Source organism: Flavobacterium branchiicola, from assembly GCF_018383905.1.
In the GTDB taxonomy this organism is placed as follows: domain Bacteria; phylum Bacteroidota; class Bacteroidia; order Flavobacteriales; family Flavobacteriaceae; genus Flavobacterium; species Flavobacterium branchiicola.
In genome coordinates, this window is the sequence record NZ_JAGYWA010000002.1 from 307,521 (window position 1) to 322,597 (window position 15,077).

A 15,077-nucleotide genomic window follows, 5' to 3' on the forward strand; every position below is an offset into this window, starting at 1 on the left:
TTTATTTTTTAATCGATTATTTTAATTTTTACAGTCTGCTCTGAAATTTTTACCTGTTGTGTTTCCTTTTCTGAAAAGGTATTATAGATGTTATAAAGAAGGTAGCCTGCTGATAGGATAACAAATAAGCTGAGAAGAAAAATGAGCTTTCTCTTTGAACACCCTTCCGCCAGGCTGCTCATTTTTTCAGACCATTTTTTTTGTGCAGAGAGATAGTGCCTATGGTATGTAAATGCAGTTTCTCGTTTTTCAAGCAGTGATTTCATAACCTGTCATTTTCGGTTTTCAACAGTTAAATCTCGGTTTTCAATCGTATTGAAACGTTCAATTAAAAAACCGTGCGGATTGTTGTCGCTTCTTGATACATTGCGCAGACTCCCTTGCGTAATCAGGCTTCGTTTCAAAATGCTGGTGGTTCTGATGATGTTCTGCCGCGAGAAACATTTAAAGAGGTAGGGATAGTCACGTGTATCGACAGTTACACTGTCAATCTGAATGGTCTGGCTTATATTGCCTGAGATGATTCCGGAATAAAAGCCGTTTTCTTTCAGGTCATCATAAATTCTTTTAGCGCTTTCGTCCGCCAGATAAAGGGCTTTGGTAACATTGGACTTGATTACTTTATCGTCTGGGTCAAGGGTAAAGAAAAATTGGTGAAAAGTTTTAATATGATCTCGTGCTTCAACAGGCACATTATCCTTCCTGTCTGACGCATATGCTTCCAGAGCTTTTCCTGCCGCAAGGATATATACCTTATCCTGCATCCGGCTGACAGTCTGAAAACTTTTGTAAAGCGTATAGCAGCAGATTGTGACGCATCCAACGATAATAAGCATTGTAAATCCTCTGACATACTTAAAAGCAGTGTCTATATTATTCATTTTGCTGAACATGGGATGATCTTTTTAGTTTATTTTGAATTTCCTTTAAGCCTGTCGCTCATATAATTTCCTTTCTCCTCAAAATAAGGAGCAGAGGAGGAGGAGGCAGACATGCTCTGCGACATCCTTCCTGCGGCATTTCCCATTGAATCCATAACCATTGCTGTCCCCTGCGATGTCTTGGAAACCACAGAGCCCGCTGAGGTGCTGAATAGGGTTGTGGTTTTCTGGGCAAGGGCTCCTCCGCCGCCTGCATGAACGATGTAGTTAGCCACTGAAGGCACAGTGAAGTAGCCAATAATGCCGATAATCATAAATATCAGATAAGACATATCAGTAGTACTGAAAAACGTATCGCCGGTGGACTGCACCTGGGACAAATCCAGCTTGAGCATCAGTTCCTGTATTTTGCCGATTATGCTTCCAAAAATATTAGCAACAGGAAGCCAGAGGTATATGTTGATGTATCTCGCGAGCCAGACCGTCAGTGTATGCTGGAATCCGTCAAAAACAGCAATGCCGAAAACAAGCGGTCCGAGAATGGAAAGTACCACCAGTTGAAAAGTCCTGAGTGTATCGATGCAGAGGGCCGCCGATTCAAATAAAATCCTCAGCACCTCGCTCATCCACTGCTTAACGGAATTCCTAAAACTATAGGAAGCCTTTTCCATGGCAAATTTCACATCGTTTCCGATGCCTGCCAGCACGCCTTCATCAGATGGGTCGGCGTCCTCATGGGTGTACTTGTACCATTTATCACGGTCTCCCGTGCCTGCCATACCTACATACATTTTCCAGGAATCGGTCTGCCTCACTGCCTTTTCTTTTTCTTTTAAAAGAACCGCGACCGCATTATTGGATCCTGTGACCATAGCAGCCGTTGCGGTTACTGTGGGTTTCATAACGCCGTTGATAAGGGCCAGCACCGATGGGAAAATCATGATGCAGAATCCGATTACAAAAGGCCTGAACAGCGGATAAAAATCAATCGGCTCTGCTGCCGCGATATGCCTCCAGACACGTGAGGAGATGTACCAGATGGTGCCAAATCCTGCAATTCCCTGTCCTACAGCCAGCAGGTTGCCGCACAGGGGCATCATCTCATCATAAAGCTGGTCCAGCACCAAGTGCAGGCTCTGCATGTTATCGCCCAGACCCTGGGCCTGGCATAAAAAGGGCAGCAGCAGGGCTGTGAGAACAATTTTGTGTTTTATTGGCAGTTTCATCGTTTTATTTTTTAAGTTCCTGCAGTTCTTTGGAAGCATAAACATCATTTTTTTCTTTTGCCCGCTGCAGTGCCAGAATATTGGACGATGCATTAAAATTTCGAAGAAAAAGAAGCTTATCCTGCATCTGTAGATAGATCATATCCACCCCCTGGAGTCTTTCATCATCGGACATCCTGAGTTTATCAGCTGTCATGATAATAGTGAGTTCATCAAGATTACGCAGGCTCTGGCTGAGAAGATTTGCGTAAACCTTTTCAAAATATCCAATTTCCTGCGGGCTGAAGCTGCCGTTTTGCGCAAACCGCTTCAGCCCGTTTCTGCTTTCCTTTACCAGCAGTATTTGAAAATTTACAATTTCACCCACTCTTTTGTAATTCTTTACCGCAGGGCTTACCTGCATAAGGGCGTCTAAAAAAGTTTTATGAAGGCTGAAATTGCCCTGCGACATATCCTTCACCGTTTTATAACCTCCCGAGAGCAGTTCATAACCCTTTTTCATATCACTGAGGATCTTTTTAAACTGGGAGAGTTTTTCAATGTTCAGGATCAGCTGCTGTATTTCTGCTGACTGTGCACGGGCTTTGCCGGGCATCACAGACAGGCAGATAAGCAGCGCTAAAATCAATATCTTTTTCATCACTTATAAATTTATAGCCCGTAATGAGCATTACTATTTTTAGCCTCTTTTTGATCTGCCGCCTTTGAAAGTGCAAGCAGTTTGACATCACCGCTGAAAGAAATGCAGAAATTGTAATCCTCCAACATGGTTTTATGCAGCTCATCAATCCTCTGAATTCTCTGGTCATCCTTAAGCTCCAGCTTCGAGTCAGTAGTGAGAACTAAAAGTTGGTCCAGGGTATCGCTGCAATTCTCAAGCAGTCTTTTAAAAGAACGTTCTATATAATCCATTTCACTGCCGTGAAAAAGGTCGCCTGCCTTAAGATCGGCATAGGTCTTTTTATAGAGTTTCATTATTTTAATCTGCATGGCAATAATTTCTGCAGCCTTGTAATAATTCCTGACTTTTGGATTAATCTTCAAGAGTGAGGTAAAATAAGCACTGTGCAGATTCACTTCACCTCTTTTAGCATCGCCGATAAAATTAAGTCCCTTTGATACGGCTGAATACCCTTTTTTGGCATAGTCGATATACACCTGAAGTGCCGCAATCTGAAGCAGGAGTTCCTTTCGCTGCTTTGCCTGTCCATGGATTCCTTGCTGGGTTACTAATAGTACCGCCAAGAGCAGTAAAAACACTTTTTTCATGATTTTTTTCTTTGCATTACGGAATTCCGTAAAATTGTTTCACCCTGGTTGCATCTGCTTCAGTTTTGGCTCTTTGGAGGCTCAGCAGCATATTCTGCTCATTAAACAGCCTAAGGTCATCATAGCTGGCGTCCACCTGGTCAGCGGCCCTATTGATGATTTCAAGTCTTTTGAGATCACTCATCTGTGTGGTAAAGGAATCCAGTATTAAAAAGATCTGGTCAATGTTCTTGATGCTTTGCTCCAAAATGCCCGAGTAAACACGTTCCATATACTGTATCTCGCTGTCTTTGAAATGGGTATCCTGTCTGAGCAGGTTCCACGCCCTTTCGTATTCCTGCACAAGTTTTGTCTGCTTTCGGGTTATATCTTTGATCCTCTGGTAATACGTAATAATAGATTTTACTTTGGCCAGTTCTTCGTAGTAGCCTTTATAAAGGTCTTTCTGTTTCTGTGTCCAGTCCGAGATTTCATCAAGTTTTAGTTTCGAGAGCACATTTTCAACTTGTTTCTGGGCATTCTGAAGCCAGATAGTTTTGTTCTGCAGTTTTTGGATCCTCAGGTCAATGGCTTTGATGACCTTTTTGGTAACTGCCTTTACGATTTCCAGTATCGGCAGTGCCGCGGTTTTTTCAGCAGGTCTTGCCGGAGTGCCAACAAGCAGCAGTAAAATCAGGCAGGTAATTAGTTTCTTTTTCATTGTTCCTTTTCATTTAAATTCCGTTTCTCATCTCCCCGGCCAGTGCTGCAATACCTTTTTTTATATCACCGCCGAACTTTGCCGCGTAAGCATTCATTTTCACCTTCTCGCTTTCCTCGGTGGTGTAAGCCAGATACTCTTCTAAAGAAACTTCGGTCCTGTATACTTTTGATGACATTCCGCCCAGGGAAATAAAGACTTCCTTGTATTTCTTCTGGGGATCATTGGCCTTATTGACAGAAAGCACGAGCGCTTTTTCTTTTTCCGTGAGGCCCAGCAGTTCCTGTATCTGGTCAAATTTATTTTGGTATTTGCTTTGGTCCAGTAGGATCTTGCAGTCGCTGTTATTGATAATGGCCTGCTTGACAACTGGTGAGGAAATAATATCTTCCACCTCCTGAGTAACCACTATGGCCTCCCCGAAGAATTTACGAACAGTCTTAAATAAATACCGTAAATATTCCGCCATTCCTTCCTTAGCAATGGCTTTCCAGGCCTCTTCAATCAATATCATTTTACGGATGCCTTTGAGTTTTCTCATCTTGCTGATAAAAACTTCCATGATAATGATCGTCACCACAGGAAATAAAATAGGGTGGTCTTTGATATTGTCAAGCTCAAATACAATAAAGCGTTCTTTTAGAAGTTCCAGATTCTCTGTGGAATTGAGCAGGTAATCAAACTCGCCTCCCTGATAGTATGGACGCAGCACGTATAGAAAATTATTGATATCAAAGTCTTTTTCTTTCACCTTGTCACTTTCCAAAATCGATACAAAATCTTCTTTCAAAAACTCGTAGAAGCTGTTGAAACATGGAAAGAGATTGGAATTGCTCTCCAGCTTTTCATAATACAGCTGAAGTGCATTGGATAAGGCTACATACTCGCTCCGATTAAAGGTTTCGTCGTCTTTTTTCCACAGCGCCAGCAGCAGGGTTTTGATGCTTTCCTTTTTCTCGGTATCCAGATTATCGCCTTCCGAGATATAAAAGGGATTAAAACGGATCGGGTTCTTTTCATCGTAAGTGAAATAATACCCCTTTACCATATCGCAAAGCCCTTTATAACTGTGGCCGACATCTACCAGCACAATATGCGTCCCTTGCTCATAATAACTTCGGACCATATGATTGGTGAAAAATGATTTACCGCTCCCTGAAGGACCCAAAATAAATTTGTTACGGTTGGTGCAGATTCCCATTTTCACAGGCTCATCACTGATATCGACATGAACAGGTTTTCCCGTTAGGCGGTCTCCAAGTCTGATGCCTGTGGGGCTAAGGGAGGATCTGTAGCCTGTTTCCATATTCAGAAAACAAACTGCCTGCTCAGTGAAAGTATCAAAAGTGTCATTCATAGGGAAATCCGCCTCGTTTCCCGGGATGCCCGCCCAGTAAATCTGGGGACCTCCTGTTGTTTCCTGCTTGGCGGCCGCATCCATCTGGGCCAATGCCGAGGATACTTTGTTCTTAATTTCCTTTAGCTCTTCTGTATCGGTGCTCCACGCCAGCACATTAAAATGCGCTTTAACCGGCAGCCGCTGCTGGGAAACCGCCTCATTGAGAAAATCATTAGTGGCATCCCTGGCAATCATATTCCCCCTGCTGTAGGCCGATAATGACTGCAGGCGTAATCTTTTGCTTTCCAGTTTCTGGATGGTCTTCTGCGCATCTTCAATAAATAAATATTGATTATAGATATGATTACAGGATAAAAGCTGTCCGAGTGTGGATGCAAAACCGATACTGAACTTGGTTTTATCAGTGGAATACCGGTCAAAATTAATCCTTGAACCGCACAGCGCCGGAAGATCAGCCGCGTCGCCAAGGGTAAAAAGCTGGCAGTGTTTATCACCTACCTCCAGGCCCTTATCAAAGGTAATGTCATTAAAGACAAAGGAATCTTCACTCTCGGACAAGAAACAGTACTGCTCAATAAGACCTTTTTTTCTACTGTCGCTTTTAAGGGCGTTATTCTTCAGACGGGTTAGTTTTACAAAACCGCTGTCCTCCATAATTCTTTTGAACTGTCCCGTGCAGTCAATAAAATCCTGCAACAGCTGCGTATTTAAAGTTTCTTCCGGGACGATGGAACTTCTCAAAAGATTAGAAAAAAGAGAGCTTGAACTTTTTCTGCCGCTGGGTTTCTTGGTCAGCATGATATAGCAGGAATGATCCAGAAAAGGTCTTTCATTGAAAAACCGCTCACTGCTGCGGGTGAGAAAACTGCTGTCGTCACTTGTAAAATCAGCCTTATAGTTTTTTTCTAAAAACCAGTCCTGTTTGTGAAAAACACAAAACTTTGGAAGTATCTTGACAGCTTTGATCCACGACTGGTGGAAAGCTTCATATTCCTGATCCGATAAAGTAAAAATCTCAGGAAGCTCTGCCTTGAATACTACCGTGATATCACCCTGTTTTGATACAATACAGTCATGTTCCACTGCCATAACAGGCAATACGTTTTCGATCCTTTTCTCCATTTCTCCTTCATTTTAATTTCTAACGTTCTGTAACTATATCTTGATGAAAACAGACCTGCTGTAAACCTTAATACATTTTGGAATCTGCTTTTTCGCCAGTGCCTTCATCATGCCGTGCTCTCCGTACTTATTACTCATTCTGTAAATCTTCAGTACAAGAAAGGCTCCTGCTGCTGCTATCAAACCAACACATAGGAGGGAAGGAAGGCCGATAATGTACAGAATGGCAAAAAGGATCATAAGGGCGACAACCCCGCCTCCTAAATACCAGATGTACTGCGCTTTTAATCCCTTGAATTCTATGCTTTGGTTGATTCCCTTGTTGATCTGGTAAACGCTGCTGTGCATTGCCTCTTTGTCTTTAAACCCCGAAAAAGGATTTAATTACCGTTGCCACAACAACCAGAAAAACACAGCTGCCGAACCAGGCTGCCGCCACTTTTCCCGTATCAGGATCCCCGGCATTCCATTTCTGGTAGACTTTTACCGCGCCGATAAGCCCCAGTATGGCCCCAACGGCATACATCAGTTCTGTCCCCGCATCAAAATAGCTTCTGACTTTCTGGTTTGCCTCATTAATCCCGGCAACACCATCCTGTGCGTAGCCTGCTCCATTAATTACTAATAACATAAGAAATGAAGTGGCCAGCACTTTGTTCTTTTTCCAAATACGCTTTAAATCTCTTTTACATTTTCTCATCATACATCATTTTAAAGTTTTGATTATTATAAAAAGCAGAGGAACACCGCCGTTGCAGCTCTATTTCTTGTCACATAAAGCCATACCGCACCAGAGAGAACAGGGATGATTCCTCCGCTGAATTTTAGAAAACTCCTCCGTCCCACAGACTGTCAGCCTCGCTTAAAGTTAAAAGCAGTGACGGGTGTTTTTCAGATTCCGAGACTATCAGTTTATTGATGCTTTCACGCAGGGAAGAAATCTTTACATAAGGATACTCTTCGAGCACCATCGTCAGGTAATTTTGAAACTGCTCTTTTGATAATTTTTTTTCAGCACTTTCCTGCGCAGCTTGGATAATTCTTGTGGCAAGCTCTTCAGCATCATTAAGGGTATCGAATGATTCCGAAAAAGAGGTTGAGATAGATTTTGGCTCTTTTGAATTTTGGCTGTTGCTTTTAAAAGAGGGAATTTTTAGTTTCTTTTCCCCTGATACCATTTTCTTTAAATCGGTACTGTAAAATTTAAATATTATGACCAGATACCAGATTATTACCAGTATGCCCGCGAGAGTCAGGTAACTGCTCCATGGAATATTTGTAAACATAGTTTTTCATTTTATCGTTCAACATTTAGCTCTTCTAAAAAAATCATGACCATTTAATTTGGATATGATTTATTTTACAAGTCAAAGGAACAATAGTAATGATCGTGCTACAAGTCCAGCTTTTAGTTGTACCCCAGCTGGACTCCGCTGGACCCGCCGTAAAATGGGAAGAAAAAAAATGAAAAATTTTTGAAAAAAAATACAGCCTCCCATGGGGAGGCTGATTTAAATTTAGGTAAAGTGTTTGAAAGATTGTCGCAACTATAATTATAGTCCTTAAGTTAATATTCTTTTATTTTTTTTATCATTCGCTCAAGTGTCTCAATGGCTATTTCTTTATCCCGGTCTTCTGCCGAGTAAGCTTTGCTGCGCATGGAATCATAGGAGAGAATATCCTTGTTTGGCGTAGATAAAAAGGGCACAATTGTCTTAAAGAGGTGATTCATTGATTTTGAAATTAATATCTCCAGCTCACTGGAAGCCCTGAGAATCAGCGCCGTCTGATCGGTCGATAATTGGCAGACCACCCTTTCGTTTTTCTTTGCTATTGTACTGGGTTCAGGCTGTTTTACAACAGCAGATGAAGTAAGGGAAACAGTTTTTGTGAGCTGCTGTTTTTTTTCCTGAAAGATTATTTCCTGCTCAAACCATTCCCGCAGTATTTTTTTTAGATTTTGATAATTTGAATGCAAAGCGATATCTTCTCTGATAGTAATTTGACTGAATTCTTTGAAATAGAAAAGCAGGCATTCCATTTTATCTGGCATTTGAAGCGGCTCATCAATTTTTCTTGAAATTTTCTGCGTATAATAGTTGATAAAAATCTTGCTGTTGAAATTCATATAAATTAGTAATTCTATCAGGCTCACATGGGTTTTGTTTTTATTCTGATTATGGGTCAAAGATTCCAATTCCTTTATCAAAGATTTTTGGTAAAGCATTTCACGGAAAGTAACCTTCCTTTTCTTCTTTGAATGAACAAAACAGTACAGAGAATTAAAAACAATATCAACCAATAGTTTTTCTTCTGTTTCAAAAAACGGACTGCTTCTAAGTTTGTCAAGTCTTTGTCTCATCTTCTTACTTGAAACACCCAGATAGGATACAGGTATTCGGGAATCCAGACTTAAGAATCGGGTAAACCGGGACTCTATGAAAGTAAGCAGCTCATCCAGTGAAGCAAGCAAAGCAGTGACTGCCTCTCTCAAGTCTTCCCGCTGTAAATGCATTTCAGTATTTATGGCTATTAGCTGGTCCCAAAGACTTATTAACGCCGAATGATAATTTTTCACAAGCACTTTTATTTGTTTCTCTTTATTAAGGGAGAAAACCTGGATGGTAAGCTGAGTCTGGATTAATTGCGTTTCTTCAATTGCCTTTTCAACAATAGCCTTGCACTGTAGTGTTGTAAGCTGATCAGCATCATTTTTTTTCGGATTAAAGTTTAGTGTCACTACCGAATCCAGCCATTCTAAAAGATAGGTTTGAGTCATGTCTTTCATTTTTAAGTAAATACTGCTCTCAATCGTAAATTGAGAGTACTTCAAATCAATGGATGCAAGCACTCTGACCCGGTTAAACTTTATTGAGAATTTAATTTTAAGCGATATTCAGAGGGAGACAATGCAGTATGTTTTTTAAAGAAGTTGCTAAAAAATGAAGTGTTGGCAAATTTCAGTTCTTCTGAAATATACAAGATGGTCAGATCATTATTTTGAAGCAGTATTTTAGCCTCGAGGATAATGGCGTTTTCTATACATTGTTTTGCAGTTATCTCTGTCACATGCTTTACAATTTTGGTAAGATGCCCGGAAGAAACGTGCAGCGCATCTGCATAGAATTGTACACTATGCTGTTTTCTGCTGTTGAGTTCTAAGAGTCTGAAAAAGTGTATTACAAGCTTTTCAGTACTGGTATGTTTAACATTGCTATACCAGGATGATATATAGTAGGCCCTTGCCAGTTCGTAAAGAAAAAGATTAAAGCTCAAAAGCAATGTTTCTTTTTTATAGATATGCTTGTTTGAACTTTTTGCTTTGCTGTCCACCAATTTTAGCAAATCTGTCAGCGGAACCATATCTTTCTTTTTCAGGAAAATTTTCGAAACATGCTGAGTGGTAAAATATTCAAAGTATCCAATATGCGGCCATTTGATACTATTATCAAAAGCGAACTCAGAGCTAAACGACAGCAGGCAGATTTGTATCTGACTGCTCATTATGAAAATTTCACAAATGGACCTCTTTGGAATTACAATTAGTTCATTGATAAATAAATGGATTTTTTGATTGTTAATTTGGATCCCCAATGCCCCTGTAATTATAAATAGAACACTAAATCGATCCACAATTAGTAAATCCATGACAGCATTACGTGAGGTATATGTTTCAAAAATATAGACTTGCAGGCCTAAAGGATAATATTTTGATTTTCTGGATGCCACAATAAATTCTTTAAAGTTTTTATAATTGTGTAATGCAGTATACTTAACTCTTATGTAAATAAAGAGATCGTATTACTTGTTGAAAAATCTCGCCATTATTGAAACGCAGACAAAAAATAAATTGGAAATGCCGTTTACAAAAAATAGAAATGCAAGATTTCTGGGAGATTCTGTTTGTATCTCGCCGTTGACTAGGTAGCCTAATATTTCATCATAGCATAATATATCTATGATGAAATAAAGGCAGACAACATTGAAAAGAATCAAAAACACACAATACACGTATTGTATTTGTTTTTCAAACTGCTCAGTTATATACATGGCTTATCTATTGAAGATTTTGAATAATAATTCCGGTCAAAACGGATCTGTTAACCGCAGTGGAGGAATTTGCGATAGCGCCTTGCAAAGCACCAACACGATTGCCAACTGAAGTTTCCCAGTCTTTGTCTTTGATTTCCTTCGCGTAGTAGATTGAATATCTGGCTATAGAGGAAGTGGTGAGGATTATCCTTTTATCCTCATTGGTAAACTGTGTATTGTTTATCACCGATGTTTCGAATGAAATAATCGATGGGTGAATTACCTCATATTCACCGGTTTCCCATAAGACGATTGAAGCCATAAAGTCGGCAAGGCAGATTTTGGCCGCATTTGTCATTCCAGAGTTTGCTATTGCCTGCTCTAATTTTAATTGCGGGCTATCCACGGTTTCCTGAATTTCTCCAAAATTCAGGGGCAGGGTTGCTGCTAAATTCGTAAAATCATTATTCAACGCTGAGATGGAATCAACGGTATGGCTGATCTGAACGATTGTTGTAAAGGGATAACTCGCTGTCAAATAGGAATCAAGAATGTCATTGTGTATTTTACCAGCTATATCGTATGGGTTATCCGGATTCTCAGGACTTGTTGTTTGTGTCATTTTGCCTGAATGTTTGGACTTCTTCTTACTTAAGCTGTTTTCTGCTAAAGTGGTATTTTCGTCAATGTTTTCATTGGTACAGGAAACTAGTAGTGAAACAATTATCACTAACATTACTAAAAGATTTTTCATGATTTAATGTGTTAAAATGTAAAGACTGTTGTATTTCAGTCAGTTCATTTCACCCGGGTCAGCAGAACTTTAATTCGGCACGATGCCAAATATTTTTGCTTTTGAATTCAAGGCAAATCTAGAAGCAGAAATCCACTCTTGCAAAACATCGCATGTGGATTTCCCGTATTTCGTGTATGGATTTACCGGAAATCCACACACCTTTTTTCAATGTTACATGTGCTAATTATCAATATATTATGTTATATTTGAAGGTCTTTTCTTAAGATAGCTACATTATTCTCAGTTATTTGCATTTTCTCCCTGTGAAAATGCATTTTCAATTCAAATAGTTTCTAATTTTAATTTATCATATGATTAAAAAGTATCTATTAGTAGTATCCCTTTGCTTTGGAATGCAGTTTTACGCTCACAATCGAAATTCGGCCAGTACCGATACACTTCAAAATAAGAACTATGAGTACCTGTTTGAACGCATTGAAGCCACCCAGGAGGATGGTATAAAACAAAAACTTTATCTGGAATACTTTTTAAAGAAAGCCAAAGCGGGTAAAAATTCACAAGATATTGTAAATGGATATAAAAACTATTTATACTACTCAACGGAAAAATTAAAGCTGATTTATGCTGACAGTATGGTCTATGCTGCAAAAATATCCAAGGATAATGCACTAATAGGTTCTGCTTATCTCTCCAAAGGAATAGTGTACTACGGACAGAAAAAGCTTAAATATGCTTTAGATAATTATCTGATAGCAGATAATTATATTTCCAATACAGATGATAAATACCTGATATACAAGGTTAAGTACAATATTGGCAATATAAAATACTATCTGGGGTTTTATGATGAGGCAATTTCTCTTTTTGTGGAGTGCCGAGATTTTTTTAAAGGTAAAAACGACAGGGCATACCTCAATTCACTGCATTTGATTGGCTTATGCTATAACAAAATTGGCAATTACGGTTTATGTTCTGAAATAAACGAGAAAGGTATTCAGGAAGGAGTACGGTTAGAAAATAATGAAATGCGGGATTACTTTAATCATTCAGAAGGAATCAATCAGTATTTCAAAAATAATTATGCGGCAGCTATTAAAAAAATTACCCAATCACTTCCAGCCATAAACAAAAACAAGGATTTTGCAAATGAGTCTGTTGGGTACTTTTATATAGGTAAAAGTTACTGGGATCTGCGAAACCAGGAAATGGCGCTGATATATTTTAAGAAGGTTGACCAGATTTTTGATGATAAAGAGTACATTAGACCTGATCTGCGGGAGAGCTATGAACTGATAATAAAATACTATAAATCCAAAGGCGACCTTGAAAAGCAGCTCTTTTACATTGAGAAATTGCTTAAAGCAGACAGCGTGCTGGATAATAGGTTTAGATACCTTTCAGGAAGGGTGCGAAAAGTATATGATACCAAAGTATTGCTAAAAGATAAGCAGGAGATTGAAGAATCATTTAACAAAAGAAAACACAACGACCTCATTTTTACAGCGATATTAGTCCTATTTTTTTTAATCGTACTTTTCATTGCTTACAGACATATTAGGAATAAGAATATCTACAGGCAGAAGTTTGAAGAGCTCATGAAACAAAACGGTTCTACAGCTAAAGAAGATGTCAGGAATGGACATAACAGAATTGATGATATTCATAAAGATACAGTTGCACTTATACTCAAGCAGCTTGAAAAATTTGAAAGGGACAAAAAATTTCTTGAAAAAGATTTGACTTCCATAAAGCTTGCTGCAATTTTCAAATCCAACCCAAAATATTTGTCAAAAATAATATATCATTTCAGAGGGAAAAAATTCCCAACATATATAGCCGACCTTAAAATCGACTATATAATTTCTTTATTGAAAGAAGATCCAAAAGTCAGGAAGTATTCCAACAGGGCATTGGCGGATGAGGCAGGTTTTAGCAGTACACAAAGATTTGCAACTGCTTTCCATGCTAAGGCCGGATGTCCAACTTCTTATTTTATTGAAGAGCTTAATAAGATATCGGAGTAAAATATATTTTTGCTAATCAATTCACTAGATGATTTTGTCCCGATATATAATTAAAAAGCTTTTTTAATTATCTGTTCGAAGTTGTTGTATATAATAAGCAAAATTTTATTTTTGCTGCCTTAACTTAAATAATAGTGTCATGAAAGATTTAGTAGCAAAAATAAACGCCGAAATCGAAACATTTAAAACAGAATCTGAGTCTTTAATTGAAAAAGGTGTTAAGGCAGCAGGGGCAAGAGCCCGTAAGTCAACATTGGAAATTGAAAAATTGTTGAAAGAGTTTAGAAAAGTTTCTATCGAGGAGTCTAAGAAATAATTTTTGGCAGTCTTACTTACTTTTAAAAGAAGAGAATGGGGTTTTTAAGCCCCATTTTTTTATGTCTATTTTTTTATGTTGATTCTGTGGGTTTATCCTTTTTAAAGAGCACAATAGCATTGCTTTTTTGGAGCAGGATCATAAGGCTTTTTCAGCAGGCAGCCTATCCCGCTTTGCGCTCTAATCTTTTATGCCGAACCCCGGCAGAAAAGGATTTCCGCTGCAATCGGGGCTGGAGAGAAGCGTTCTGCTTTTTTATAAGCATTTAAAAATACGGATAATAGGGCTGAGGTTTATTGAAAGAAGTGTATATAAACGTTCCCGCTTTTCCCAAATCTTATTTAGTAGCTGTTATAAAGCGTATTTTATAAACCTAACTCCTTTAATTTTTTAAATATATCCGCAGCGCTTTCCCCATCTTTAATTGGTCTTTCCGACTCTTGCTTAGTTGCCAAATAAGATTCCAAAGCCTTTTTTGAACCAAATATAAATTGCTCAGAATTTAGCATTTGAGAATAGTTGGTTGTTAGTTTTTCTATTTCTGAAAAAGGTGCTGTTGAAGTTCTGCGGAAAATCCTATTCCTTAATTCCTTCGGACATTCTGGTATTAGCATTAATTTGTGTTTAGAATCAATCGGTAATTCTAAAATATTGGTTGGATCAAAAGGAGCAAATCTTTCAGGCGTGTTATTACTTGCAACAACTGGATTATCACTTGTTACGAACTCTAAATTTTCACCGTCAATTTTGTTAACGCAAATCGAATCATTAAGAATTCTCAATGCAATTAATTTAAATGCTGTTTCTAATTGAATAAGAATCATTCCTGGCTGACGTTCTTTGTTGAATTCTCTTGTGAATTCTTGCAAAGTTTTTCCAGCTATTGAAATTTTTTCGCCTTCAAAGTTGATATAGTCAACTCCTGTTTGCTCACATAATTGATAAGCACTTTCAAAAGCTCTTGCCATTAAATTGCGGCTTGCATTTACCCATTTCGTTGTTCGATAGTACATTGTTACAACTGTTGAGATAATTAATTCTCGTTCCTCGGATGAGATTTCTGTTTTGTTTGGGTCTGTTAGAATTTCATAGATTGAATCATAATGCACTTCTAATTCTTCTGAATATAGTTTTTCCACAGCCATTTGCTGTTCAATAGTTTCTCCAGGTAAAGTATAAAGATGTCTTTCGAATGCTACATTTGTAATATTAGAATAAAAAATTTTGTCTGCCTCAGTAGCTTGGGATGGTAAAGCGTGTATAAAGTATTTGTCACCGCTATGTTCAGAGAAATGTTTGAGATATGTTCTTGGAACAAAATGCTGTCTTTTAACTAAATCTGCCATAAGTTCTGGAATTATTGTGAATAACGTTCTAGTATTAAAGTGGG

General features: G+C 38.6%; 16 protein-coding genes. 2 read left to right on the plus strand and 14 right to left on the minus strand.

Features of this window, described 5'->3' with window-relative positions; genetic code table 11:
* Positions 1–8: 8 nt before the first annotated feature.
* The 13 genes from KHA98_RS04945 to KHA98_RS05005 form a co-directional block, all read right to left on the minus strand.
* Positions 9–266 carry a hypothetical protein gene (locus tag KHA98_RS04945; protein WP_213255884.1) on the minus strand — a complete coding sequence of 86 codons (258 nt, stop codon included), beginning with the start codon at positions 264–266 and terminating at the stop codon, positions 9–11.
* A gap of 6 nt (positions 267–272) precedes the next feature.
* Positions 273–893: a conjugative transposon protein TraK gene (gene traK, locus KHA98_RS04950; RefSeq protein ID WP_213255885.1), complete on the minus strand. Its 621-nt coding sequence runs from the start codon at positions 891–893 to the stop codon at positions 273–275.
* Positions 894–910: 17 nt separating this feature from the next.
* Positions 911–2,107, minus strand: a complete 1,197-nt coding sequence (gene traJ, locus KHA98_RS04955; RefSeq protein ID WP_213255887.1) for a conjugative transposon protein TraJ — start codon at positions 2,105–2,107, stop codon at positions 911–913.
* A 4-nt stretch (positions 2,108–2,111) separates the two neighbouring features.
* A complete protein-coding gene (locus KHA98_RS04960) occupies positions 2,112–2,747 on the minus strand; it encodes a TerB family tellurite resistance protein (protein WP_213255890.1) in 636 nt (211 codons plus the stop codon).
* A gap of 11 nt (positions 2,748–2,758) precedes the next feature.
* A complete protein-coding gene (locus tag KHA98_RS04965) occupies positions 2,759–3,376 on the minus strand; it encodes a hypothetical protein (protein WP_213255892.1) in 618 nt (205 codons plus the stop codon).
* 16 nt (positions 3,377–3,392) lie between these two features.
* Positions 3,393–4,076, minus strand: coding sequence for a conjugal transfer protein TraI (locus KHA98_RS04970; protein ID WP_213255894.1), 684 nt, complete (start codon positions 4,074–4,076; stop codon positions 3,393–3,395).
* A gap of 13 nt (positions 4,077–4,089) precedes the next feature.
* Positions 4,090–6,558 (minus strand): TraG family conjugative transposon ATPase, encoded by a 2,469-nt coding sequence (locus tag KHA98_RS04975; protein ID WP_213255896.1) that lies wholly within the window; start codon positions 6,556–6,558, stop codon positions 4,090–4,092.
* A gap of 33 nt (positions 6,559–6,591) precedes the next feature.
* Positions 6,592–6,906 (minus strand): DUF4133 domain-containing protein, encoded by a 315-nt coding sequence (locus KHA98_RS04980; RefSeq protein ID WP_213255898.1) that lies wholly within the window; start codon positions 6,904–6,906, stop codon positions 6,592–6,594.
* Positions 6,907–6,919: 13 nt separating this feature from the next.
* Positions 6,920–7,258, minus strand: a complete 339-nt coding sequence (locus KHA98_RS04985) for a DUF4134 domain-containing protein (protein ID WP_213255900.1) — start codon at positions 7,256–7,258, stop codon at positions 6,920–6,922.
* 124 nt (positions 7,259–7,382) lie between these two features.
* Entirely contained in the window at positions 7,383–7,844 is a 462-nt protein-coding gene (locus KHA98_RS04990) for a hypothetical protein (RefSeq protein ID WP_213255902.1), read from the minus strand.
* A gap of 281 nt (positions 7,845–8,125) precedes the next feature.
* Entirely contained in the window at positions 8,126–9,346 is a 1,221-nt protein-coding gene (locus KHA98_RS04995; protein WP_213255904.1) for a hypothetical protein, read from the minus strand.
* Between the two features lie 80 nt (positions 9,347–9,426).
* On the minus strand, positions 9,427–10,062 hold the full coding sequence (locus KHA98_RS05000; RefSeq protein ID WP_213255906.1) for a helix-turn-helix domain-containing protein: 636 nt from the start codon (positions 10,060–10,062) through the stop codon (positions 9,427–9,429).
* A 553-nt stretch (positions 10,063–10,615) separates the two neighbouring features.
* Entirely contained in the window at positions 10,616–11,326 is a 711-nt protein-coding gene (locus KHA98_RS05005) for a hypothetical protein (RefSeq protein WP_213255907.1), read from the minus strand.
* Positions 11,327–11,697: 371 nt separating this feature from the next.
* On the opposite strand from KHA98_RS05005, the gene KHA98_RS05010 reads away from it, so the two are divergent.
* Both KHA98_RS05010 and KHA98_RS05015 read left to right on the plus strand, forming a co-directional pair.
* Positions 11,698–13,371 (plus strand): AraC family transcriptional regulator, encoded by a 1,674-nt coding sequence (locus KHA98_RS05010; protein WP_213255909.1) that lies wholly within the window; start codon positions 11,698–11,700, stop codon positions 13,369–13,371.
* 139 nt (positions 13,372–13,510) lie between these two features.
* Complete coding sequence (locus tag KHA98_RS05015) at positions 13,511–13,687, plus strand: histone H1 (protein ID WP_133525787.1); 177 nt, start codon at positions 13,511–13,513, stop codon at positions 13,685–13,687.
* A 365-nt stretch (positions 13,688–14,052) separates the two neighbouring features.
* Here the strand turns inward: KHA98_RS05015 and KHA98_RS05020 are convergent, their stop codons facing one another.
* Positions 14,053–15,033 (minus strand): DUF4238 domain-containing protein, encoded by a 981-nt coding sequence (locus KHA98_RS05020; RefSeq protein WP_213255911.1) that lies wholly within the window; start codon positions 15,031–15,033, stop codon positions 14,053–14,055.
* Between the last annotated feature and the right edge of the window lie 44 nt (positions 15,034–15,077).

Excerpts from the sequence above, each read along its gene's own strand:
- KHA98_RS05005 (WP_213255907.1), bottom strand. The coding sequence starts at position 11,326 with ATGTTAGTGATAATTGTTTCACTACTAGTTTCCTGTACCAATGAAAAC.
- KHA98_RS05000 (WP_213255906.1), bottom strand. The coding sequence starts at position 10,062 with ATGAGCAGTCAGATACAAATCTGCCTGCTGTCGTTTAGCTCTGAGTTC.
- KHA98_RS04970 (WP_213255894.1), bottom strand. The coding sequence starts at position 4,076 with ATGAAAAAGAAACTAATTACCTGCCTGATTTTACTGCTGCTTGTTGGC.
- KHA98_RS05010 (WP_213255909.1), top strand. The coding sequence starts at position 11,698 with ATGATTAAAAAGTATCTATTAGTAGTATCCCTTTGCTTTGGAATGCAG.
- traK (WP_213255885.1), bottom strand. The coding sequence starts at position 893 with ATGTTCAGCAAAATGAATAATATAGACACTGCTTTTAAGTATGTCAGA.
- KHA98_RS04990 (WP_213255902.1), bottom strand. The coding sequence starts at position 7,844 with ATGTTTACAAATATTCCATGGAGCAGTTACCTGACTCTCGCGGGCATA.
- KHA98_RS04960 (WP_213255890.1), bottom strand. The coding sequence starts at position 2,747 with ATGAAAAAGATATTGATTTTAGCGCTGCTTATCTGCCTGTCTGTGATG.
- KHA98_RS05020 (WP_213255911.1), bottom strand. The coding sequence starts at position 15,033 with ATGGCAGATTTAGTTAAAAGACAGCATTTTGTTCCAAGAACATATCTC.
- KHA98_RS04945 (WP_213255884.1), bottom strand. The coding sequence starts at position 266 with ATGAAATCACTGCTTGAAAAACGAGAAACTGCATTTACATACCATAGG.
- KHA98_RS04980 (WP_213255898.1), bottom strand. The coding sequence starts at position 6,906 with ATGCACAGCAGCGTTTACCAGATCAACAAGGGAATCAACCAAAGCATA.
- KHA98_RS04965 (WP_213255892.1), bottom strand. The coding sequence starts at position 3,376 with ATGAAAAAAGTGTTTTTACTGCTCTTGGCGGTACTATTAGTAACCCAG.
- KHA98_RS04985 (WP_213255900.1), bottom strand. The coding sequence starts at position 7,258 with ATGAGAAAATGTAAAAGAGATTTAAAGCGTATTTGGAAAAAGAACAAA.
- KHA98_RS04975 (WP_213255896.1), bottom strand. The coding sequence starts at position 6,558 with ATGGAGAAAAGGATCGAAAACGTATTGCCTGTTATGGCAGTGGAACAT.
- KHA98_RS04995 (WP_213255904.1), bottom strand. The coding sequence starts at position 9,346 with ATGAAAGACATGACTCAAACCTATCTTTTAGAATGGCTGGATTCGGTA.
- traJ (WP_213255887.1), bottom strand. The coding sequence starts at position 2,107 with ATGAAACTGCCAATAAAACACAAAATTGTTCTCACAGCCCTGCTGCTG.
- KHA98_RS05015 (WP_133525787.1), top strand. The coding sequence starts at position 13,511 with ATGAAAGATTTAGTAGCAAAAATAAACGCCGAAATCGAAACATTTAAA.